The 22,082-nt window shown below is 65.3% G+C and carries 18 protein-coding genes and 1 pseudogene; 11 read left to right on the top strand and 8 right to left on the bottom strand.

The genetic code is table 11. The features are described 5' to 3' along the window. Positions 1-15: 15 nt before the first annotated feature. A complete protein-coding gene (locus ASC77_RS09460) occupies positions 16-672 on the bottom strand; it encodes a hypothetical protein (RefSeq protein WP_056151379.1) in 657 nt (218 codons plus the stop codon). Positions 673-676: 4 nt separating this feature from the next. Continuing rightward, positions 677-1,054, bottom strand: a complete 378-nt coding sequence (locus tag ASC77_RS09455; RefSeq protein WP_056151378.1) for a helix-turn-helix domain-containing protein — start codon at positions 1,052-1,054, stop codon at positions 677-679. A 168-nt stretch (positions 1,055-1,222) separates the two neighbouring features. Here ASC77_RS09455 and manA point away from each other — a divergent pair, with 168 nt between their 5' ends. Next, positions 1,223-2,455: a mannose-6-phosphate isomerase, class I gene (gene manA, locus ASC77_RS09450; RefSeq protein WP_056151376.1), complete on the top strand. Its 1,233-nt coding sequence runs from the start codon at positions 1,223-1,225 to the stop codon at positions 2,453-2,455. Positions 2,456-2,461: 6 nt separating this feature from the next. Here the strand turns inward: manA and gmd (ASC77_RS09445) are convergent, their stop codons facing one another. Together gmd (ASC77_RS09445) and ASC77_RS09440 are read right to left on the bottom strand one after the other, a co-directional pair. After that, the gene (gene gmd, locus ASC77_RS09445) at positions 2,462-3,487 is read right to left on the bottom strand and encodes a GDP-mannose 4,6-dehydratase (protein ID WP_056151373.1); all 1,026 of its coding nucleotides are present in this window, start codon (positions 3,485-3,487) and stop codon (positions 2,462-2,464) included. A gap of 178 nt (positions 3,488-3,665) precedes the next feature. Then, the gene (locus ASC77_RS09440) at positions 3,666-4,622 is read right to left on the bottom strand and encodes an asparaginase (protein WP_056151371.1); all 957 of its coding nucleotides are present in this window, start codon (positions 4,620-4,622) and stop codon (positions 3,666-3,668) included. 41 nt (positions 4,623-4,663) lie between these two features. On the opposite strand from ASC77_RS09440, the gene cysC reads away from it, so the two are divergent. Together cysC and ASC77_RS09430 are read left to right on the top strand one after the other, a co-directional pair. Further along, on the top strand, positions 4,664-6,481 hold the full coding sequence (gene cysC / locus ASC77_RS09435) for an adenylyl-sulfate kinase (RefSeq protein ID WP_056151369.1): 1,818 nt from the start codon (positions 4,664-4,666) through the stop codon (positions 6,479-6,481). Beyond that, positions 6,478-7,497 carry a sulfite exporter TauE/SafE family protein gene (locus tag ASC77_RS09430; RefSeq protein ID WP_056151366.1) on the top strand — a complete coding sequence of 340 codons (1,020 nt, stop codon included), beginning with the start codon at positions 6,478-6,480 and terminating at the stop codon, positions 7,495-7,497. The genes cysC and ASC77_RS09430 overlap by 4 nt, the downstream gene beginning before the upstream one ends. Here ASC77_RS09430 and ASC77_RS09425 read toward each other — a convergent pair. Further along, positions 7,482-8,648, bottom strand: coding sequence for a nucleotide sugar dehydrogenase (locus ASC77_RS09425; RefSeq protein WP_056151364.1), 1,167 nt, complete (start codon positions 8,646-8,648; stop codon positions 7,482-7,484). The two genes, ASC77_RS09430 and ASC77_RS09425, sit on opposite strands and share 16 nt — an antisense overlap. 172 nt (positions 8,649-8,820) lie before the next feature. Here ASC77_RS09425 and cysD point away from each other — a divergent pair, with 172 nt between their 5' ends. Continuing rightward, complete coding sequence (gene cysD / locus ASC77_RS09420; protein WP_056151362.1) at positions 8,821-9,735, top strand: sulfate adenylyltransferase subunit CysD; 915 nt, start codon at positions 8,821-8,823, stop codon at positions 9,733-9,735. Beyond that, the gene (gene cysN / locus ASC77_RS09415; RefSeq protein ID WP_235547560.1) at positions 9,735-11,009 is read left to right on the top strand and encodes a sulfate adenylyltransferase subunit CysN; all 1,275 of its coding nucleotides are present in this window, start codon (positions 9,735-9,737) and stop codon (positions 11,007-11,009) included. Before cysD ends, cysN begins: the two co-directional genes overlap by 1 nt. Positions 11,010-11,183: 174 nt before the next feature. Here cysN and ASC77_RS09410 read toward each other — a convergent pair whose 3' ends face one another. The 3 genes from ASC77_RS09410 to ASC77_RS09400 are packed head-to-tail and all read right to left on the bottom strand — an operon-like array spanning position 11,184 to position 14,445. Continuing rightward, positions 11,184-12,155: a GDP-L-fucose synthase family protein gene (locus tag ASC77_RS09410; protein ID WP_056151360.1), complete on the bottom strand. Its 972-nt coding sequence runs from the start codon at positions 12,153-12,155 to the stop codon at positions 11,184-11,186. Further along, positions 12,152-13,195, bottom strand: coding sequence for a GDP-mannose 4,6-dehydratase (gene gmd, locus ASC77_RS09405; RefSeq protein ID WP_056151358.1), 1,044 nt, complete (start codon positions 13,193-13,195; stop codon positions 12,152-12,154). Before gmd (ASC77_RS09405) ends, ASC77_RS09410 begins: the two co-directional genes overlap by 4 nt. Continuing rightward, complete coding sequence (locus tag ASC77_RS09400) at positions 13,192-14,445, bottom strand: glycosyltransferase (protein ID WP_056151357.1); 1,254 nt, start codon at positions 14,443-14,445, stop codon at positions 13,192-13,194. Before ASC77_RS09400 ends, gmd (ASC77_RS09405) begins: the two co-directional genes overlap by 4 nt. Positions 14,446-14,490: 45 nt before the next feature. Between ASC77_RS09400 and ASC77_RS26560 the strand changes: the two genes are divergently transcribed. From ASC77_RS26560 to ASC77_RS09390, 6 genes and pseudogenes are all read left to right on the top strand, one after another. Next, positions 14,491-14,748, top strand: coding sequence for a hypothetical protein (locus tag ASC77_RS26560; protein ID WP_156391014.1), 258 nt, complete (start codon positions 14,491-14,493; stop codon positions 14,746-14,748). Positions 14,749-15,134: 386 nt separating this feature from the next. Then, positions 15,135-15,848 (top strand): glycosyltransferase, encoded by a 714-nt coding sequence (locus ASC77_RS26115; protein ID WP_082574608.1) that lies wholly within the window; start codon positions 15,135-15,137, stop codon positions 15,846-15,848. Positions 15,849-16,110: 262 nt separating this feature from the next. Next, positions 16,111-16,272: pseudogene (locus ASC77_RS27780) on the top strand (DapH/DapD/GlmU-related protein); the annotation flags it as partial. Between the two features lie 13 nt (positions 16,273-16,285). Beyond that, the gene (locus tag ASC77_RS09395; RefSeq protein WP_321163699.1) at positions 16,286-17,659 is read left to right on the top strand and encodes a hypothetical protein; all 1,374 of its coding nucleotides are present in this window, start codon (positions 16,286-16,288) and stop codon (positions 17,657-17,659) included. Positions 17,660-19,015: 1,356 nt separating this feature from the next. After that, entirely contained in the window at positions 19,016-20,095 is a 1,080-nt protein-coding gene (locus ASC77_RS26105) for an acyltransferase family protein (RefSeq protein WP_162249812.1), read from the top strand. A gap of 426 nt (positions 20,096-20,521) precedes the next feature. Next, positions 20,522-21,913: a polysaccharide biosynthesis tyrosine autokinase gene (locus ASC77_RS09390; protein ID WP_056151352.1), complete on the top strand. Its 1,392-nt coding sequence runs from the start codon at positions 20,522-20,524 to the stop codon at positions 21,911-21,913. The last annotated feature ends 169 nt before the right edge of the window (positions 21,914-22,082 follow it).

The following is a 22,082-nucleotide window of genomic DNA, read 5'->3' as shown; positions in this document are numbered from 1 at the left end:
CAGTGGAGCGATCGATCAGTCGCCGACCTTGGCAGCGGCGTCGGTCGTCGCGGCGGCAGCAGCCGTCGCGGTCTTCTTCGCCGCGGTGGTGGTCGCCTTGGCGCTGCTCTTCGGCGCGGTCGAGGTCTTCTTCGCCGTCGAGGTGGCCTTCTTCGCGGTCGACTTCGTCGACTTCTTGGCCGTCGTCGACGTCTTCTTCGCGGCCTTGGTGGCCTGCGTCTGGGTCGTCTTGGCCTTGGCCGTCGTGGTCTTGGCCGCAGTGGCGGTGGCCTTCGTCGACTCCTGGGTGCGGATCCGGCCGACCAGGACCTCGCCTCGCTTGGCGAGGTCGGCGTACGTCGCCGTCACGGTCGCCGGGAGGCCTGCGGCCTCGGCCTGGAGCTCGGCCACGCGCTTCTCGATGGCCTCGCGGCTCGACTTGGCGTCCTTCGACAGCGCGTCGATCTGGGTGGCCAGGACGGTGACGGCCTGGTCGCGCAGGGCCTTCGGCTCGAACTCGAAGGACGAGATGCGGGTCTGCACGTCCTTCTGGACGTCGGCGAGCTGCTTCTGCAGGTCGGCGTACGCGTCGCGGACGTAGCCGACGACGAGATCGGTGGCGCCGGCAGCGGCGTACAGCGGGCGGGTGGCCTCGGCGGGCAGGTCAAGGGTGGGCAGGGCGAACTTCGCCATGGTGCTACTCCTTCGGTTGGGTCGTCGTCCCGTTGAGGGCGAGGAACGACGTGTAGACGTCGAGCAGTGACTGCTTCTGTCTTTCGGTGAGCGCGGAGTCGCCGAGGATCGCGAGCTCGACGGAGCCGCCGACGCCCGCCTCGGGACTGACGATCCCCGCACGCACGTACAGCTGCTCGGCGGAGATGCGCAGTGCCTTGGCGAGCTGCTGCAGGACCTGTGCGGATGGCCGGCGCAGTCCGCGCTCGATCTGGCTCAGGTAGGGGTTGGACACGCCGGCCTGCTCGGCGAGCTGCCGCAAGGAGAGCTGTGCGCTGACGCGCTGCTCCTTGAGGTAGTCGCCGAGGGTCTCGACGGCGTTGCCGACCTTGCCCATTGCCATGCCCCCACTGTGCTTGCAGGTGCTAGCAGTTTGCAAGCAGGCGGAGTGTGAGTCCTTCCACATCTGAGAGTTACGCGCGTGCAACAGCAAGCACGGCATCCCCACAGGTCGTCAACAAGTCGCCCACAAACGCGGCGGCCCTGCGCCCGACGGTCCTACGATCGATGTGTGGAGCACCTGACGTGCGTGACGCGTGACTACGCGTGGGGATCGACGAGCCTGATCCCCCGCTTCCTCGGCACGCCTGCTGACGGCCGCCCGCAGGCGGAGATGTGGGTCGGCGCCCACCCAGGCGATCCCGCGGTGCTGGACAACGGCACGCGGCTCGACGACCACATCCGCGACCACGAAGACGCTGCGCTTGGCGAGCAGGTGCGTGAGACCTTCGGCCCCCGGCTTCCCTACCTCATGAAGGCGCTGGCCGCCGCCGAGCCGCTGTCGCTCCAGGTGCACCCCACCTCGCAGCGCGCCGCCCTGGGCTTCGAGCTCGAGAACCAGGCCGGCATCCCCGTCGGTGCCACCGAACGCAGCTACCAGGACTGCTTCCACAAGCCCGAGATGATCGTGGCGATCACCCGGTTCGAGGGCATGGCCGGCTTCCGCGACGTCGAGAAGACCGTCCGCATCCTGCGCCTCCTCGAGCACCCCTGGGCCGACCGCGTCGCCAAGGAGCTCGAGACCGCACCGCCGTTCCAGGCGCTGCACACCGTGGTCAGCGAGATCCTCGAGCAGCACGGAGACGAACTCCAACAGCTGGTCGGCGAGATCGCCGCCGCGGCCTCAGCGGCCGAGGCAGTCGGCCACCAGAAGTTTCGTACGCCGGGCCGGATGTACCTCGACCGGGCTAGCGTCGAGCGCGAGAGCACACGGCTCTTCGCCCAGACCGCGTCGCTCGCGAAGAAATACCCGGCGGATCCCGGCGTCCTGGTCACCCTGCTGCTCAACCACGTCGTGCTCTCGCCTGGCGAGGCGATGTTCCTCGACGCCGGCGTCGTGCACGCCTACAGCTCGGGGTTCGGCGTCGAGATCATGGCGGCATCCGACAACGTCGTACGGGCCGGCCTGACCCCGAAGCATGTCGACGTCGACGAGCTGCTGCACATCGCCAACTTCACGCCGATGCCGGCGCCGCTGTGGGAGCCGCAGGCGCTCACCACCAACACGCTGGTCTACCGGCCTCCGGTCGCGGAGTTCGAGCTCACCGTCGCGCGCGAGCCCGGCGACCGGCTGCCGGCCGAGGGGCCGCGTACGGCGCTTTGCCTGGATGGCGAGGTCGCCGTGACCAGCGCGCACGCGCGCCACGAGATGCGTCGGGGCCAGACCCTCTTCGTCCCGCACGCCGACGGGCCGATCTCCCTCGAGGGCGAGGGCACGTTGGCCGTCGCGAGCGTTCCTTCTTGACACACCTCAGGGACGGGGCCAGCTCATAGGTCGGTCGACCCAGGGATTCCCCTCGTGCTCGAGTGCGGCGGCGTCGGCGTCGACCATGATCTCCACGAGCCGCTTGCCATAGATCTGCGCCTTCCAGCCGAGCTCGCGCTCGGCCTTGGCCGCATCACCGATCAGCGCAGAGGGTTCGGTCGGCCGCAGGTAGCGCTCATCCGTGCGGACGTGCTTCTCCCAGTCGAGCCCGGCGTGCTCGAACGCCGCAATGACGAAGTCGCGGACGGTGTAGCTGCGGCCCGTGGCGAGCACGTAGTCGCGCGGCTCGTCGGCCTGCAGCATCCGCCACATCCCCTCGACGTACTCCGGCGCGTAGCCCCAGTCGCGCACGCCGTCGAGGTTGCCCATGTAGAGGTAGTCGGCGAGGCCGGCCTGGATGCGCGCCACCGCCCGGCTGACCTTGCGGGTCACGAACGTCTCGCCCCGCCGCGGCGACTCGTGGTTGAAGAGGATCCCGCTGACCGCGAACATGCCGTAGCCCTCCCGGTAGGTCGCGGTCGTCCAGTGGGCGTAAGCCTTCGCCGCGCCGTACGGCGACGCTGGTCGGAAGGCGGTGTCCTCGCTCTGCGGTGCCGGCACGTTGCCGAACATCGCCGAGCTGGACGCCTGGTAGTAGCGGCAGTCGAGCTCGGCAGTCCGGATCGCCTCGAGCAGGCGCACGGCCCCTAGCCCGACGGTGTCGCCGGTGTACTCGGGCTCGTCGAAGCTCACACCGACGTGGGACTGCCCGGCCAGGTTGTAGATCTCGTCGGGCTGGATGCGGCGCAGCAGCCGGATCAGGCGGGACTCGTCGGTCAAGTCGGCGTAGTGGAAGAACAGCCGGGCCTCCGGGTCCCGCGGGTCGCGGTACAGGTGCTCGATCCGGGCACTGTTGAACGACGACGACCGTCGCCGCAGGCCATGGACCACGTAGCCCTTGTCGAGCAGGAACTCAGCGAGGTAGGAGCCGTCCTGACCGGTGATCCCGGTGATCAGCGCGCGTCTCGTCACCACCAAAGCCTGTCACAGCAGTAGGACCCGGTTGAGCGAAACCGATGGTCGAGCGAAACCGGTGGTCGAGCTTGTCGAGTCCCCCGCACCCGACGACGGCGCCCGACCTCCGGGGTCTCGACGACGCTCGCTGGCGCTCGCTGCTCGACCAACGGCGGCTCGATAGCGGTCTAGGACCTCAAAGGACGGCGCGGATCTCGCCGACCCGCGCACCGCCGCCGAGGAGAGGCGCATCGCCGGTCTGGCGTACGGCGTCGTCGTCGATGCCCGCCCGCTCGAGCGCGGCCGCCATCACCACGGGTCGCGCGCGGGCGCCGCCGTCGTCGATCTTCAGCGCGAACGCCCGGCCGTCGGGCAGCGCCACGGCGTAGCACGCCTCGGCACCGGCCTTCCCGATCGCACCCGGGATCGCCGCGAGCAGCGCCCGCTCGTCCCGACGCGTGCCCGAGACCCACTCGGGATGCGCACGGATCGCGTCGGCGATCCGCTGCTCAGGCCCGTCCTCGGCGACCGCCAGGGTCCGGAAGGCGCGCGCGAGGCCGACGAGCGAGGTGGAGAGCAGCGGCGCACCGCACCCGTCCACGGCGACGACCGCGACGGGCTCTCCGGTGACCTCCTCGACAGTGGCCAGGATCGCCCGCTGTAGCGGGTGGTCGGGCGCCAGGTAGGTCTCGATGTCCCAGCCGTTGACGACACAGGTGGCGAGCATCCCCGCGTGCTTGCCCGAGCAGTTCATCTGTAGCGGCGTCCGCTCGCCGCCGGCGGCGACGACGGCGTGCCACTCGGCGTCCTCCAGCGGGTAGTCGGGCGGGGTCTGGAGCGCGCTCTCGTCCAGCCCGGCGGACGCGAGGATCCGGCGTACGCCGTCGAGGTGGAACGGCTCCCCCGAGTGCGACGCGCACACCAGGGCGAGCAGCTCGGGCGGCAGGTCGAGGCCGAGACGCACCATCGCCAGCGCCTGGAGCGGCTTGTTGCTCGAGCGCGGCAGGATCGGCTGGTCGGTGCTCCCGACGGTCCACTCCACGTGCCCGTCCCGGTCCAGCGCGACGACGGAGCCGTGGTGGTGGCCCTCGACGAAGCCGGACCGGACGAGCTCCGCCACGACGACCGGCGCAGGGGCCTCGGGGTTAGACATGGGTGCAGATTAACTTCACTGGGAATGGCAGGATTGCGCCCGTGCCGACCCCCGCCCCACCGCAGTACTGCCCCACGCCCCGCGAGCTCGACGACCTCGAGCTCCTGGCGAGCGGGGCCCTGGCGCCGACCACGTCCTTCGGTGAGCCCGGCAGCCCGGTCACGCTCGCCCTCCCCTCCGAGGTCTCCGCGACGGCCGAGGCGGCCGGCGCGGTCGAGATCGTCGACCCCGAAGGGCTCCCTCTCGCACGGGTCAGCGTCCCGGGCGGCGCGGTCACGCCGCTCACCCATGCGCAGTACGGCCCGTTCCGGCGCCTCTACCTGTCCCCCGCCCAGACCCGCGAGCAGCACGCCGGGCGCACCGTCGTACCACTCGTCGACGCGCTGACCGAGGACGAGCTCGCGGTGTTGGGAGCCGCCGGACCGGTCCTGCTCCTCGCCCTCGTCGGCACCGGGACGCCGGAGCTGCCGGCGACCGACCTGATCCGGGCCACCCTGGCCGCCGCCGACCTGCTGCCCGACGCCGTCGTCGTGGCGGTGCCGCTCGCGTCGCACGGCGACGCGGGAGCCGACCACTCCCTCGGGCTGCAGGTGGTGGCCAACTACGCGGGCCCGGACCCGGTCATCGGGGTGCCCGACTCGACGTCGCCCTCGCCTGCGAGCATCCAGGCGATCATCGACCAGGCCCGCCCCGAGCCCGCGGACCAAGGGCTGGTCCTCTTCTTCACGGGCCTCTCCGGCAGCGGCAAGTCGACGCTGGCCCGGGCGCTGATGGACCGCATCCTCGAGCAGGGCGCGCGCTCGGTCACCAGCCTCGACGGCGACGTCGTACGCCGGCACCTCTCCGCCGGGCTCACGTTCTCCAAGCAGGACCGCGAGACCAACATCCGGCGGATCGGCTGGGTCGCGGCCGAGATCTCACGGCACGGCGGACTGGCGGTGTGCAGCCCGATCGCCCCGTTCGACGAGACCCGGCAGCAGGTGCGCGCCATGGTCGAGGACGCCGGCGGCGCCTTCTTCCTCGTCCACGTCGCCACGCCGCTCGAGGAGTGCGAGCGCCGCGACCGCAAGGGGATGTACGCCAAGGCGCGCCGCGGCGAGATCCCCGAGTTCACCGGCATCTCCTCGCCGTACGAGGAGCCGGAGGACGCCGACGTCCGCGTCGACACCACCGGCCGCACCATCGACGACGCCCTCGACGACGTCCTGGACGCCCTGGCGGAGAGCGGCTACCTCGACCTGACGGCCGGCACGGTGGTCGACGAAGCCGCAGGCACGGTGGTTGAGGAAGGCGCGCTAGCGCCTGTCTCGAAACCACCCCACGCCGCCGCCCCCCTCAACGTGCTCTTCGTGTGCACGGCCAACATCTGCCGCTCGCCCTACATGGAGCTCTTCGCCCGCCAGGTCGCCGGTCCGGACGCGCAGGTCACGTTCAGCAGCGCCGGCACCCACGGCTTCCGCGACAGCGCGATGGACACCGAGATGGCCCAGCTGCTCGATGCCGACGACCGGGACGCCTTCCGCAGCCGGCCGCTCACCGCCGCCCTGCTGCGCGACGCCGACCTGGTGCTGACCGCGGAGCACACGCACCGGCAGTTCATCCTCGACGACCACCCCGGCGCCTTCCGCAAGGTCTTCACCCTCGGGCAGTTCGCCGAGGCGGCACGGGCCACCGACCTCGCCGGCCGGGACCTGCTCGATCATGCGGGCGAGCACCGCGGCCCGGCCGACCCCGCCCTCGACGTACCCGACCCCTACCGTCGCGGCCCCGAGGCCGCCCAGGCGTGCGCGAACCAGCTCCAGGACCTCCTGCGCGCCGTCGTCCCGGCTCTCGCCGACGCGAGGAGACTGCGCGCATGAACGACCTGATCACGACCACCTTCTTCTCGATCCTCGCCGCGGGCTTCTTCGTGGGCGTGATCGTGGGCCTCACCGGCATGGGTGGCGGCGCGCTGATGACCCCGGCGCTGATCTTCCTCGGCGTCGGCGACGCCGCGACGGTCGTGACCGCCGACCTGACGGCCGCGGCCATCTACAAGTCCGGCGGCGCCGCGGTGCACGCCCGCGAGGGCTCGCCCAACTACCGCCTCGCGAAGTGGCTGATCGTCGGGTCCGTGCCGATGGCGCTGCTCGGGCCGTGGATCATCCACCGGATCGCGGGGCAGGAGCCCGAGTCCCTCGACAACCTGCTGAAGACCTGCATCGGGTTCGCGCTGCTCTTCGCCGCCTCGACGTACGCCCTGCGCCTCTACATCAACCTGCGTCGCGTGCGCGGCGGACAGCCGGACGCCGACCCGGACCCGCACATCCGCCCGCTCGCGACCCTGCTGGTCGGCGCGATGGGCGGCCTGCTCGTCGGCATCACCAGCGTCGGCTCGGGCTCGGTCATCATGATCGCGCTGCTGATGCTCTACCCGGGCCTGTCGGCGGTGAAGCTGGTCGGCACCGACCTCGTCCAGGCCGTGCCCCTGGTGCTCGCCGCGGCGATCTCCAACATCGCGATCAACGGCCTCGACTGGTCGATCCTGATCCCGCTCGTGCTCGGGTCGACGCCCGGCACCATGCTCGGCAGCCGGATCGCCCCGCGCGTGCCGCAGTCGATCATCCGTCGCGGCATCGTGATCGTGCTGACGATGTCCGGGGTCGCGCTGCTCGACAAGTCGGGCTGGGCGCCGCTGGGCAAGGACGAGACGCACCCGGTGCTGATCGCCCTGATCGGCCTGGCGATGCTCGTGCTCGTCCCCCTGATCTGGGGCCTGATCCGCAAGACCGAGGGTCTGCCGATGTACGGCGCGCCGACCGTCACCGAGCTCGACCGGATGGAGTACGGCCCGCCACCGCCCCCGTCGGCCGAATCGACTCAGTCGCGACCGTAAATGTCGCGCGTGTAGACCTTCTCGGCCACGTCGTCGAGCAGGTCGGTGCGCCGGTTGGCGACGATCACGTCGGCGCGCGCCTTGAACTCCTCGAGATCACGGATGACCTCGGAGTTGAAGAACGAGTCCTCCTCGAGGTTGGGCTCGTAGATCACGACCTCGACCCCCTTGGCCTTGATCCGCTTCATCACGCCCTGGATCGAGGACATCCGGAAGTTGTCGGAGCCGGACTTCATGATCAGCCGGTGGATGCCGACGGTCCGCGGCTCTCGGCGCAGGATGTCGGCAGCGATGAAGTCCTTGCGGGTGGTGTTGGCGTCGACGATCGCACTGATCAGATTCTGGGGGACCTCGCGGTAGTTCGCTTGGAGCTGCTTCGTGTCCTTGGGCAGGCAGTAGCCGCCGTAGCCGAAGCTCGGGTTGTTGTAGTGACCGCCGATCCGAGGATCCAGTCCGACGCCCTCGATGATCTGGGCGCTGTCGAGGCCGTGCGTCGCGGCGTACGTGTCCAGCTCGTTGAAGTAGGCGACCCGCAGCGCCAGGTAGGTGTTGGCGAAGAGCTTGATCGCCTCCGCCTCCGTCGAGTCCGTCAGCAGCACCGGGATGTCGGTCGACTCGGCGCCCTCGACCAGCAGCTCGGCGAACATCTTCCCGGCCGCGCTGCGGTCGCCGACGACGATCCGTGAGGGGTGCAGGTTGTCGTAGAGAGCGCGGCCCTCACGCAAGAACTCCGGGCTGAAGAGGATCGCGGCATCCGGGTGCTCCGCGCGCAGCCCCGCGGTGTAGCCCACCGGCACCGTCGACTTGATGACGATCGTCGCCGCCGGCGCGATCGCGAGGACGTCGCGGACCACCGCCTCGACCGACGAGGTATCGAACTTGTTGGTCCGTGGGTCGTAGTCGGTCGGCGTGGCCACCACGACCAGGTCCACCTCGCCGTAGGCCTGGCTCCGGTCGAGCGTTGCGGTCAGGTGGAGCTCACGGCTGCCGAGGTACTCCTCGAGCTCCGCGTCCTCGATCGGCGACTCGCGCCGGTTCACCTGATCGACGCGACCCGGGTCGAGGTCGATCGCCCAGACATCGTGGTGCTGGGCGAGCACGACGGCGTTGGAGAGCCCCACGTACCCCAGGCCGGCAATAGCGATCTTCACGAGACGAGGCTAAGCGGTAGATCCCGCGCTCTCCGATGAGACCGGAAAGATTCACGCATCCGTCATGGGTAAAGTGAAGCACGTCACTCGACTTGGTCGGTGCTTCGTCCGGAGCGCTGCCTGATCGCTACGATGTGGGCTGCTTGTCCCGAGGAGAGGTTTTCCGACCGTCATGACCCAGACCCACACCGACTACCGGCTGAGTCAGCTCGACCAGCTGGAAGCGGAGTCGATCCACATCTTCCGCGAGGTCGCGGCTGAGTTCGAGAAGCCCGTCCTGATGTTCTCGGGCGGCAAGGACTCCATCGTGATGATGCGCCTCGCCGAGAAGGCGTTCTACCCGGCGAAGATCCCGTTCCCGGTTCTCCAGGTCGACACCGGCTACGACTTCCCCGAGGTGCTCGCCACCCGTGACAACTGGGTCAACCGGCTCGGCGTACGCCTGATCGTGGCGAGCGTCGAGGAGGCCATCAGGGACGGCATCGTCATCGACGATGGCAAGACCAGCCGCAACCGCCTCCAGATCGGCACCCTGCTCAACGCGATCGAGGAGGGCGGCTTCACCGCTGCCTTCGGCGGTGGCCGGCGTGACGAGGAGAAGGCCCGCGCCAAGGAGCGCGTCTACTCCCACCGCGACGAGTTCGGGCAGTGGGACCCGAAGATGCAGCGCCCCGAGCTGTGGAGCCTCTACAACGGCCGGCTCCACGAGGGCGAGCACATGCGGATCTTCCCGATCTCCAACTGGACCGAGCTGGACATCTGGGACTACATCGGCCGCGAGGGCATCGAGATCCCCTCCATCTACTTCTCCCACCAGCGTCGCGTCTTCGAGCGTGACGGCATGCTGCTGAGCGAGAGCGAGCACAACCCCCTGCGCTCCGGCGAGACCGTCGAGGAGCGCACGATCCGGTTCCGTACCGTCGGCGACCTGACCCTCACCGGCTGCGTGGAGTCCACCGCCAGCACCATCGACGAGATCATCGACGAGGTCGCCGTGGCCCGGGTGACCGAGCGCGGCGCCACCCGTGGCGACGACCGGTTCTCCGAGGCAGCCATGGAAGACCGGAAGAAGGAAGGCTACTTCTGATGGCCACCGTCAAGAGCGAGCAGATGGACCTGCTCCGTTTCGCCACCGCCGGCTCGGTCGACGACGGCAAGTCGACCCTCATCGGGCGGCTGCTGCTCGACTCGAAGTCGATCTTCGAGGACCAGCTCGAGGCCGTCGAGGCGACGTCGCAGTCCCGCGGCTACGACTACACCGACCTGGCGCTGCTGACCGACGGGCTTCGCTCGGAGCGGGAGCAGGGCATCACCATCGATGTCGCCTACCGCTACTTCGCGACCCCGGCACGCAAGTTCATCATCGCCGACACCCCGGGTCACGTGCAGTACACCCGCAACATGGTCACCGGCGCCTCGACCGCCGACCTCGGCCTGGTGCTCGTCGACGCCCGCCAGGGCCTGACCGAGCAGTCCCGCCGGCACGCGGTGATCCTCTCGCTGCTCCGGGTCCCGCACCTGGTGCTCGCGGTCAACAAGATGGACCTCGTCGACTTCGACCAGGCCGTCTACGAGAAGATCCACGCCGAGTTCACGGCGTTCGCGACCAAGCTCAACATCCCGGACCTCGAGGTCATCCCGATCTCGGCGCTGGCCGGCGACAACGTGGTCAACCGCTCCGAGAACATGCCGTGGTACTCCGGTCCCACGCTCATGCACCACCTCGAGCACGTCCACGTGGCCTCCGACCGTGACCTGGTCGACGTCCGCTTCCCGGTGCAGTACGTCGTGCGCCCGAAGTCCGACGAGCACCACGACTACCGCGGGTACGGCGGCATGGTGGCCGGCGGCGTCCTCAAGCCCGGCGACGAGGTCGTGGTCCTGCCCTCGGGCATGACCTCCAAGATCGCCGGCATCGACCTCTTCGACCAGGAGATCGCCGAGGCGTTCCCGCCCATGTCGGTGACCGTCCGCCTCGAGGACGACGTCGACGTCTCGCGCGGCGACATGATCGCCCGCGCCAACAACGCGCCGAAGCCTTCGCAGGACATCGACGCGATGATCTGCTGGATGACCAACGAGCCGCTGCGCCCCCGTCAGAAGCTCGCGATCAAGCACACCACGCGCTCCGCGCGGGCCCTGGTCAAGGACATCCAGTACCGCCTCGACGTCAACACCCTGCACCGCGACCAGGAGACCAAGGAGCTCGGCGTCAACGAGATCGGCCGCGTCCAGCTGCGCACCACGGTGCCCCTGCTGTGCGACCCGTACTCGAAGAACCGCACCACGGGCTCGTTCATCCTGATCGACGAGGCGACCGGCGTGACCGTCGGCGCGGGGATGATCAACAGCGGCAGCTGACACTCATACGACAACGGCGGTTGAGCCGGGACCTTGATCCCGCTCAACCGCCGTTTGCGTCTTCGATGGTTCGCCAGGCTGAGGCGCGAACCAGCCCTAACCGGCCGGCCGGCGGTTGACGTGCGAAGGCGCCCTGGCGCCTGAGCCTCGAAACCCCGGACCTACTGCTCCGAGTCAGCCCGCCTCACGCAGCGAGCCATGGTGCTCACGGAACCAGTCGACCGTCGACGCGATGCCCTCCCGCAGCCCGATCTGCGCCTCCCAGCCGATCTCTCGAAGGAAGGACACGTCGAGCAGCTTCTGCGGCGTGCCGTCGGGCTTGCTGGTGTCCCACTGGGTGTCGCCCTCGTAGCCGACTGCCTCGGCAACAACGGCGGCGATCTCCTTGATCGTCGCATCGCGACCGGCGCCCACGTTGACCTGGCTGGGTCCGTCGTAGTTCTCGAGGAGGAATACACAAGCAGCAGCCATGTCGTCCACGTGCAGGAACTCACGCCTCGGCGTGCCAGTTCCCCAGTTGGTGACGGAGGACAGACCGGCCTCTCGGGCTTCGTCGTAGCGGCGGATCAGCGCCGGGAGGACGTGGCTTCCGGTCGGCGAGAAGTTGTCGCCCGGGCCGTAGAGGTTGGTCGGCATGGCCGAGATCCAATGCCTGTTGTACTGACGTCGCACGGCCTGTACCTGAAGGATGCCCGCGATCTTCGCGATCGCGTACGCGTCGTTGGTGGGCTCCAGGTGACCCGTCAGGAGGGTGTCCTCCTTGATCGGCTGCGGCGCGAACTTGGGGTAGATGCATGACGAGCCGAGGAAGAGGAACCGCTCGACTCCGTGCTCGAGCGCTGCATCCATCACGTTGGTCTGGATGCGCAGGTTCTCGGACAGGAAGTCGACCGGGTAGGTGTTGTTGGCCATGATCCCGCCGACCTTCGCGGCGGCCAGTACGACGTACTCAGGACGCTCGGACGCGAAGAAATCGAAGACAGCATCGCGTTCGAGGAGGTCGAGCTCGGCCGACGGCCGGCCCACCAGGTTGGTGTGACCACGCCCCTCGAGGGCACGCCAGATCGCACCACCGACCAGACCCCGGTGACCGGCGACGTAGAACGGCGCGTCCTTCTCGAGGACGTACGAACCGGGGCCGGTCATGCGCCGGCGCCGAACTCCGGCCAGCCACCGAGCCGCACCTGGTCGATCCAGGGACGTCCCGCGTGTGTGAGCGCTTCGATGTCGGCGTCCACCATGATCCGAGCCAGCTCGTCGGTCTGCACGGTCGCCTTCCAGCCGAGGTTGCGCTCCGCCTTACCAGCGTCGCCGATCAGGGCGTCGACCTCGGTCGGACGCAGGTAGCGCTCGTCGAACTTGACGTGCTTCTCCCAGTCGAGCCCGGCGTGCTCGAACGCGGTGACTACGAAGTCGCGGACGGTGAAGTTGCCACCAGTCGCCAGCACGTAGTCGTCCGGCTCGTCGGCCTGCAGCATCCGCCACATACCTTCGACGTATTCGGGCGCGTAGCCCCAGTCGCGAACGGCGTCGAGGTTGCCCATGTACACGTAGTCGGCCAGGCCAGCCTGGATCCGGGCCACTGCGCGGGTCACCTTGCGGGTCACGAAAGTCTCTCCGCGACGGGGAGACTCGTGGTTGAAGAGGATGCCGTTGACCGCGAACATGCCGTAGCCCTCGCGGTAGTTCTTGGTCACCCAGTAGGCGTAGACCTTCGCGGCGCCGTAGGGCGAACGCGGGTAGAAGGGCGTCTCCTCGTCCTGAGGCGGCGGCGTTGCGCCGAACATCTCGGAGCTTGAAGCCTGGTAATAGCGACAGTCAATGCCGGCCATTCGGACTGCCTCGAGCAGCCGCATCGCACCGACACCGGTCGTATCACCGGTGTGCTCTGGCTCGTCGAAACTGACGCGCACATGCGACTGCGCCGCGAGGTTGTAGACCTCGTCGGGAGCGATCTCGTGTAGCAGCGTGACGAGGCGGGCACCGTCGGACAGGTCCCCGTAGTGGAGAAAGAGCTTCGCCGTCGGGTCATGCGGGTCCTGATAGAGGTGGTCAATTCGCGACGTGTTGAACGTCGACGCACGCCGGATCAGGCCATGCACCTCGTAGCCCTTGCCGAGGAGCAGCTCGGCCAAGTACGACCCGTCCTGCCCCGTGATGCCGGTGATGAGGGCCTTCTTCGTCATCTCTGGGTCTCCTGCTTGCGTCGGTACAGCTTCTGTATCCACGCTTCGTATGCGTCAAGGGCTGCTTCTTCCGAAAGAAGCCTTTCACAGTACGCCGGACCCCGCGTGCCCATCTCTAGCCGTTGCTCGGAATCTTCGCGCAACCGCAACACCTCGTTAACGAGGACTGCCGGATCGCCCGGCTCGACCCGCACTCCGGCACCAGCGGCCGCGATCTCTCCAGCAGTAGTGCTCGCCTCGCTCGTCGCCGCCAGGACAGCGACGCCGGCGCTGAAGTAGCTGGTGAGCTTGCTGGGTACTGCCATCTCGTTGAGCCCAGGCAGCTCGTTGACGAGGAGAAGGTCCGCCGCCCTTAATGCTCGCACGAAGTCGTCGCCTGGCAGCGGATCGAGGATGTCAACCGCGCGACAGTCACCCGCCTGGACCTCCAATGCCGTCCGCTCCTTGCCGTCGCCGATCAGAACGAATCTGATCGGCGCTCCGGTCGACTCAGCTAAGCGGGCAGCGGACACCACGTTCGCCAGCCCTTGCTTGGCGCCCATCGCGCCAGTGTGGAGCACAATCGTCTCGTCTCCCCACCCCATGGAGTGCCGAAAGGCAGACCGGTCGAACGGAACTTCAAGCGCCGGGACGTGCGTCCAGTTCCGGATGACATCAACGCGGTCTTCCGGCACGCCGAGTCCCTCCCGGACCCGCTGCTTGAATCTGTCGTGGATGACTACCACGCCGTCGGCACGGCGTAGAACCCAGCTCTCCAGAATCGACATCGCATCTGCGGCCCGGCGACCACCGACCCCTGTTTCGCCTAGCCCGGCCGAGTACAGGTCCTGCACGATGACGCCGGTCGCCGCTCCAACGCCCGGGACACCAGCCCGAAGCCAGGTCATCGCCGTGCTGAGGAGGGCTGGGCTCGGACAGATCACAACGTCTGGGCAAGCCCATCGTGCGCCGACGACACGAGCGCCAAATGAAACCTCCGACAGAATTCGCCGCGCGCTCGTAGGACGGGCCGGCACATAGTGCCGGGCGCGATGGATCTCGACACCACCTGCGATCTCGGCGCTCGACCATCCTGAGTAGCCATCAGCGACTCGCCAGTGCGGGTAATGCGGGTACGTCGTCAGCACCCGCACTGAGTGACCGCGCTGCTGGAGACCTTCAGCGAGCTTCGCCGTGTACGGGGCAATCCCAGTCGGCTCTGGCGAATAGTTCAAGCCCACCACAAGCACTCGGAGCGGGTGTGACTCCATCCACTCCGCCTCTCGGTTGACGATCTACTCCCGTACGATCCTGCCATGCTGATGACCGCGCGCTCCCCGGGGGCTCCCTTGCTGAACGAGCGCGGCATGTTGCCAGTGCTGGATCAGAAGGCACACAGGTTCGACCAGTTACGTACTGTGACGGGTGCGACATCGGCGGCACCACCAGAACCGTGGACCTCCCAGATTCGCCGCGTCGATCACGGTCGCTGGCATGGTGGGACAACCGACCCGCAACAGGCCGGCGCGCTCACTCGCACCCTGTACAGCGCCCCTTTTCCGGAGGATTCGTGAGGGGGACCCGAAACGCGTTGTATCTCGCTGTCCTGCCGGCATATCGACAGACGTGTATAGACCAAATTGACGATAGATTAGGAAGTTCAGTTTCGTACTATGCCGGAGAAGCACATCTGGTTGAGACGGTTAGAACAGGTATAGTCTCGCCAAACTTTGTACCTGTGAAAAATCATGCACTCTTTCAACGGCGCCTGCTCTTTCAGACCGGCGCCTTCTGGAAGACCTTGCGAGCGCAGAACCTCATTACCGACCTCAATCCTCGTTCCGTCAGCGCTTGGATCTTCCTACTCACACGTCGCCTCAGCCGAAAGCGAACGCTCGTCTGGGGTCACCTACTCCCCCGTGGAGGCGAGTCCGCACGTACGGTTCCACTACGGAACTTCATGCGGAGACTTGCTGACGGCTACGTTGCATACGACTACACGAGCGCTGAGAGAATCCAACAATTAGAGCCCAAGCAGCCCGTCTGGGTCGCGCCGAATGCACTGTATCCGCGAAAGTCAATACACGCTGAGCCCGACTCATTTCAGCGAAACTCCATAATCTACGTCGGCCGTCTCGTGAAAGAAAAGAAGGTCGCACTTCTCATCGACGCGTTCTGTCAATCGGAGCTACATGAGTCCGGTCAGGTGCTCGATATTGTTGGGACTGGGCCGGAACTCCAGATATTGCAGGAAATGGTCGACAAAAGAGACATGCGAGATGCCGTTCGGTTTCATGGTGAGATCTATAAGACCTCGGATCTGGATCTCCTCTACCGATCGGCATTTGCCGCCGTATCACCGGGATATGCTGGACTCTCCATAACTCAGAGCATTGGTTTCGGCGTCCCGATCCTTGTCCCGACAGGCGAGCCGCACGCCCCCGAGATTGAACTCGAAAGGTCGGGCGGCGTTCGCTACTTTGATGGGGATTCCGCACAGTCGCTCGCGACGAGTCTGCGGGAGCTTCAGGGTGCGAAAATCGACCGTCAGGGCTTGTCAAACTTCGTTTCCACCCTCTATTCCGCTGAGAAGATGGCCAACGGGATCGTAAGTGCGCTTGAAAATCTGGACACTGACGGCGACTTGGAGCCTTGGCGTGACCTCAGGAGATGAAGTTGACAGCCAGTCGCGAATCCCAGGTTGGGCTCAGAGACCGCTCCGCCGAGTATTGACTCGTCTAGCGGTCAGTGGACCAGTTTCACTTGGTCAAAACGTCCGAATTAGCCGCGGCGTTAGTATCCGGGCGACTCACGGATTACAGATCGGCGACTCAACTAGGGTCGGGCCCGGTTGCATCATCGAGGCCAATGGGACGATCGGTGCGCGAACCCTGTTCGCAAGTCGCGTACTCGTGGTCGGCAGGCGGGATCACGCTATGCACGAGGTTGGGGCTCCGATTGTGAGTTCGACCTGGATCGGAAACCGCGACCTGGAAGCCGGAGACATCGTCTCAATCGGAAGGGATGTGTGGATAGGAGCAGGCGCCATAATCCTATCTGGTGTCTCGATCGGCGATTCTGCGGTAATTGCGGCCGGTTCGGTCGTTATAAATGACGTTGCGGCATTTAGCGTCGTCGCCGGCAATCCAGCGAGATCCGTTTCTGCGCGTTTTCGGTCCGATTCTCAACGGGCCCAACATTCCGCAGCCCTGGATGGCTTGGACGAAGATGGATCGCGCTGACATCGCAACACGACGCTCGCCAGGACGTATTCTTAAGCGACTCGCAGGGCAAAAAATTGCCTTAAGCCAGGCCTTCTATAGCGCCGGTTCGGCGGTGGCTGTTCTAGGGGCAGCGCACCAGTTATCCTCGTCGTCTTTTACGCGCTACAGCGTCCTCATTCTCTCGCAGACCACTTTAGTTGGTGCAGCGCGCGCAGGAATTTACTACCCAAGTTTGGTTGAGCGCCGATATCGCGAGGCGGACAGACTTCCCGTCATTCCTATTTTAGCTGGACTCACCATCGGCACTGGCTTGCAGTTTGCGTTCGCGCTGGCCTACCTGGGAAGTATCGCTGGGCCGTCGCTGGTCGCCGGAGGCACGTTCTTGGTGCTCGCGTACGACGCACTGCGGCACGTGCAAATTACCGCGGATCGCGATACGAGCCTTCTGTCCGCTGATGTGGCACGAATGGCTGTTCTCCTTCTCTCGTTTGGGCCAATGCTGGCGAACAAGGGAGGGACAGTCGCATTTGCCTTGGTGTCTGCGGTCTCTGTCATTCCGGGTGTCCTGCTCGTCACCGGTCGGAGGCAGTCGGGCGCAAGGATCGTCGTCAACCGGTCCTGGCTACGTCAGTCGGCAACGCAGCTCGCGGAGTTCGGAGTCGGCCAGACCTTGGTTGTCTTCCCGATCTTGGTTATCGCAACCGTTGCCCCGTCCCCAGGCGTCGGGGCGTTCCGACTTGCCCAATCGTTGATAGGCCCAATGAATCTACTGTTCACGGCCATCAACTTGAGGCAACTAACGGAGCGCGCGACGTGGTCATCGAGCGATCCCCGCGAGGTTCTTCGTTCGCTGCGGAGAGCGCAGTTCTACTCCGTCAGGTTGACCGCCCTCGCAGTGGCACTCACAGTGATTCTCCTGCTGGCGGTCCCGATCGTTCAGGGGTTGGCCCAAGCCGTGGATCCATCTGACCTGTTTCGAGCGTTCGTCGCGAACGGGTTGCTGGCCATTGGCGGGGCGATGGCTGGCCCGTTCATAGTCGCGCTTCGTGCGCTCCGGCGTTCCGGGGTCGTTCTGGTTTCGCGAATCGGACTGGTGTCCTGCACCTTCACCGTCTACGTGGCAGTCGCCTCGTCCTCCGACACCTACGCTGCGCTCCTCTGCGGGGCCATCGCGGCAGGCTTGCTTTATCCGATCTGGTTCCTCTCTCCTGCAGCACTCATGTCGTACCGATCGAGGAGGCTGGTTTCGGTTGCTCAGTGACACACTTCTGGCTGCCTCCTGCATCGCAGGAGTTGTCGCTCTGGTTGTTTCCCTGTCCGGCAGGGGAACGCTGCTCCAACGAGTCCTCCTACCCGAGACACAGGCATCCTTGATGCTAGTGGCGATTTTCTGCGTCCGTCCATTGCTGACACGCGGGGACATGGTCAACTTCCACGGCCGCGCCGTCAGCTTTGCTGGCCGCGACTTTGGCCTGATGGTTGGCGCCGTCGCGCTCAGCGGTCTGACCGTTGGAATCCTCTTCGCGCGTCATTCCAAAGGGATCCGGGGTTCGAGTCGCTCGAACCAGCGAGAGCCATCAGATGCCGCGGCGCGAGCGGGCTGGACAGTTCGGTGGGCGGCCGCCGGTATCGCGGCCTACTTGGGAGCGCTACTCCTAGCTCAGGGCGCTCAAGGTGTCGTCAATCTAGTTGGCGGAAGATCTGCCCAGTTCGACATATCTCTGCCGGAACTCTTCTCTGTACTCCCGTTGACCGGCCCGATCGCCGCTGGCATGTCTATTGCGGTGGCGCCACGGGAACGAAGAATCCCAACTTCTCTGGCTATCGCGGCCATAGTCGCAGTTCTCGCTTGTGCCGCAACACTGTCTTTGGTGGGCACCCGTCGCTTCATGATTCCGGCTCTCCTGATCCCCCTAATCTGCTTGGTGTACTCGCGGAGCCTGCGGTTGCGTCTGTGGCATTGGTGCGTTGCCATCCCGCTGGGCGTTTTCATGCTCCTCCTGCCTTTGACGCGTTCGGCTGGGGGGCGACTCCCGAACGAAAATGTAATCGAGGCGACGGTTAGGGTATTTCGGGAGCAAGGGGCGTCCGACACGCTGCTGTCGTTCTTCACGTCCTATGACACTGAGATGTTTGACTACATTGCCTACGTTGGCCCCCACCTGGGTGTGACGATTCCATACGGCGATGGACGTGGTACATTTTTGGAATTCATCACGCGTCCGCTTCCAGTTTCAGTGAGCGAAGGCTACTCCAATCAGCTTCTTGGAAGCCTTTTCGGAGGAAATGGCTGCGGTCAGTCGGCATGTCCCGTGGCTAGCCTCCCGGGGGTCTTGCTATTTGACTTCGGATTGTTGGGCGTTGCGCTCGGCACTATTCTATTCGGATGGCTCAGCGCGTCGGTTGGGAAGGCGCTCCTGTCTGCCAGTCCGGGCAACCCGAGGCTGGTTCTTCCAGCAGTGTTCACCTCGTACGCCATCGTGCTAGTTCGTACCAATACCATCCTTGCTTCATGGTGGCTCATATACACGATAGGGATAACATTGGCAATTTTGCACCTGGGAAGCTCGCGGCACAGCACGCAGAATCTGCGCTCGGGATCACAGGAGCCCGTTCGGTGACGACAAACCAATCATCGACGCTGCGGATTGCCGAATTGACGTCCCTTCGGTTCGTTGCCGCCATCCTAGTTTTTGCGTATCATGCCGAACACCTCGGTCTAGTTGGCACAAGCATGTTTTCATGGGGTTACAACGGAGTATCGTTCTTCTTTATACTGTCGGGCTTCGTCCTTACTTTGTCTCACAGAACTGAGCGGTCTAACAGAGAGTTCTATTTCCGGCGCTTTGCCCGGATCTTTCCTGTCTACTTTGCCGTTTTGGTCTTTGCCGTCGTCATCGAGATGCTTGGCATCTTGGATCCAAGGCCATCCGTTTGGCAAGTCGTCATTCATCTGTTCGCACTGCAATCATGGTCGCCGTCGGACGGGATGATATTCGCCGTAAACGGAGTTGATTGGTCGATCTCCACTGAGTTTGCGTTCTACGCGGCCTTCCCGCTGGTATTCCTCGTGCTTCATCGGCAACGACCTGGCGTCGTCAAGGTGGTGACCATCGCCTGGGTGGCGGCATGTGCCCTGCTGTACGTGGGCTTCGCGGCATTCGGGTTCACGGCTCAGGCATATGTGAACCCACTCATCAGGTCGTCGGAGTTCATTGTCGGGATCTTTCTCGCACTGATGATCCTGAGTTGGTCCGATGTGAGGGTTCGACGTCCTGGACGTTGGCTCGGCATTTGGATGCTCGCGGCGATCCCTTTGATCGCTGTCGCTTCCATCTGCCCGCGTGCGGTCGCGAATTTCGTCCTTCTTCCGGTCTTTGCGGCCCTGATCGTTCTCGTCGCTGTTGCGCGCGAGTCACCCGGGCTGGCTCTCCTCCGCACGAGTTGGCTCATACGTCTTGGCGAATGGTCGTTCGCCTTCTACCTAGTGCATCAGTTGGTGCTTCGCCTAGCCGTCGAATGGGTGCCGGACCGCGGTGCCGCTGGAGTGGGCGCCGCAACAGCTAGTCTTGCCTGCTCCATTCTTCTGGCCTGGGCACTGCACGCGTGGCTCGAACTTCCTGCGCAAGCCGCCCTTCTTCGTACGTTTCGTCGAGTGCAGGATCGGGAGTCTCGATCAGCACACGTCGGAGCGTAGGCAGCGGTCAGCGGTGACCCGTCCGAGAGGGGTCGACTCCAGAACTATCGCGTCGATTCCGCGAGTGCATCCGGGCGCACAAGTGCGGGCGCGCACGCGAAGACACCACCCGAGTGAATCACTCTCGACACTTCGCGCGAGTGCTCGCGCTCGTCGAGAGTTCCGCCGAAGGAAGTGTGGCGGTCGGCTCGCAAGTCGACCGCTGGTCCAGGATGCCCCTGTCATCTGGCGCATGCCTGCGCCCGGTCGGTCACCGTCAAGTGCACGCCGTTCATCCGGCGCGCTTGCTCCGACTGCAGGGCTACGGAGGAACTGTGCACCCAGGACCTCGCTCGGCCGATGGATCTGCCGACCGCCCCGACCGCCCGCATGTCGGGCAGTCCCTACGACTAGAGTGGTGTCGACTGATGACTGACTGGAGCTCATGTGGAATTCCGTGACTACGTGCGGGTGCTTAGACGTCGCTGGATCGTTGTAGTCGTCACGGCTGTGGTGGGCCTGGGGACTGCTGCCGGCTATACAGCTTTGGCGACACCCCAATATTCGTCGACCGCCCAGTTGTTCATTTCCACCCAACAGAGCGATACCGCATCAGATGTCTATCAGGGCGGATTGTTCTCGGTGCAGCGCGTTACGTCGTACGCAGACCTCGTGACAAAGAGCACCGATCTCGCGAGCTCAGTCATAGACGATCTTGGCCTAGACATTTCTCCGAGTGAACTCCGTGGCCAGGTTTCGGCCCAGGTTGTTCCTGACACGGTCAATCTTGAGGTGACAGTTACAGATCCAGACCCAGCGGCAGCGCAAGCAAAGGCGCAAGCATATGCCGAAGGCCTTGTTGACCTCATCCGCCAACTCGAGACTCCCGACGACGGGTCGAGCGCGCCCGTGAAGGCGACCATCGTTGATCCAGCGAGCCTGCCGACAGTACCTGTATCCCCGCAGCCCAAACGGAACCTAGTGCTTGGCCTGATGGTTGGCCTTCTGTTGGGGGTCGGCCTCGCACTGCTTCGCGAGGTGCTTGATACTTCCGTGAAGTCTCCTGATGACCTTGCCGCAGTGACCAACGCGCCCATTCTGGGCGGAATCGCATTCGACTCTGCTACTCGTCAACGCCCGCTCGTTACGTCGCTGGAGCCGCACGCTCCGCGCGTTGAGGCGTTTCGGGTCCTCCGAACCAATCTTCAATTTGTCAAGGTGGACAACCCCGACAAGGTCTTCGTGGTTACATCTGCCCTGCCAGAGGAGGGCAAGTCGACAACCTCGGTCAATATGGCGATCACTATGGCTCAGGCGGGCCACCGGACTCTCCTGATTGAGGGGRATCTCCGGCGTCCCAAGGCGACAGCCGCTCTCGGCCTTGACTATTCGGTCGGGGTCACCACGGTGCTTCTGGGCAAGGTGTCGTTGTCGGACGCAATTCAGCACCATACAGCCACTGATCTTGATGTGCTCGCCAGCGGCACCATTCCACCGAATCCGGCAGAGCTGCTGCAGTCAAACGCCATGTCTGATCTGCTCAAGCAGATCCGCGACAAGTACGACATGGTCATAATCGACGCGCCGCCGCTGCTGCCCGTCACCGACGCTGCGCTGTTAGCTTCACAGGCCGATGGAGCGCTCCTCGTCGTAAGGTATGGAAAGACCACCAAAGATCAGGTCGCCCAAGCTGTGCAACGCCTGACGCAGGTTGATGCCCAACCGGTTGGCGTCGTTCTCAACATGGTGCCCAACAAGCGACGATCTGGTGGCTACGGCTACGGCTACGGCTACGGCTACGGCTACGGCTACGCGCCCGACCAACCTTTAGGCGACTGACGTTATTTCACGCGCGTCGGCGGCAAGCTCCGCGATGGGGATGAGTGGACTCGCGGGGCCGATAGGAAGGCTTGCGGTCACGGCGCCCTGCTTCGTCGCCGCGAGCACGACAGGGTTGAATTTCGTCGGGTGGAGACTTTGGGCAAATGCATCTCAACGAGCCGCGAGT

The sequence above is a fragment of the Nocardioides sp. Root1257 genome (assembly GCF_001425175.1).
Taxonomy (GTDB): Bacteria; Actinomycetota; Actinomycetes; order Propionibacteriales; family Nocardioidaceae; genus Nocardioides.
This window is presented reverse-complemented; position numbering and strand designations above follow the sequence as displayed.

Bases quoted from the DNA above. Each gene is read 5' to 3' on its own strand.
- cysN (WP_235547560.1), top strand. From the start codon at position 9,735: ATGGCCACCGTCAAGAGCGAGCAGATGGACCTGCTCCGTTTCGCCACC.
- ASC77_RS09410 (WP_056151360.1), bottom strand. From the start codon at position 12,155: ATGACCGGCCCCGGTTCGTACGTCCTCGAGAAGGACGCGCCGTTCTAC.
- ASC77_RS09455 (WP_056151378.1), bottom strand. From the start codon at position 1,054: ATGGCAATGGGCAAGGTCGGCAACGCCGTCGAGACCCTCGGCGACTAC.
- ASC77_RS26560 (WP_156391014.1), top strand. From the start codon at position 14,491: ATGCTGATGACCGCGCGCTCCCCGGGGGCTCCCTTGCTGAACGAGCGC.
- ASC77_RS09440 (WP_056151371.1), bottom strand. From the start codon at position 4,622: ATGTCTAACCCCGAGGCCCCTGCGCCGGTCGTCGTGGCGGAGCTCGTC.
- ASC77_RS09460 (WP_056151379.1), bottom strand. From the start codon at position 672: ATGGCGAAGTTCGCCCTGCCCACCCTTGACCTGCCCGCCGAGGCCACC.
- ASC77_RS26115 (WP_082574608.1), top strand. From the start codon at position 15,135: ATGCGGAGACTTGCTGACGGCTACGTTGCATACGACTACACGAGCGCT.
- ASC77_RS09430 (WP_056151366.1), top strand. From the start codon at position 6,478: ATGAACGACCTGATCACGACCACCTTCTTCTCGATCCTCGCCGCGGGC.
- ASC77_RS09395 (WP_321163699.1), top strand. From the start codon at position 16,286: ATGACGTTGCGGCATTTAGCGTCGTCGCCGGCAATCCAGCGAGATCCG.
- gmd (WP_056151358.1), bottom strand. From the start codon at position 13,195: ATGACGAAGAAGGCCCTCATCACCGGCATCACGGGGCAGGACGGGTCG.
- cysD (WP_056151362.1), top strand. From the start codon at position 8,821: ATGACCCAGACCCACACCGACTACCGGCTGAGTCAGCTCGACCAGCTG.
- ASC77_RS09400 (WP_056151357.1), bottom strand. From the start codon at position 14,445: ATGGAGTCACACCCGCTCCGAGTGCTTGTGGTGGGCTTGAACTATTCG.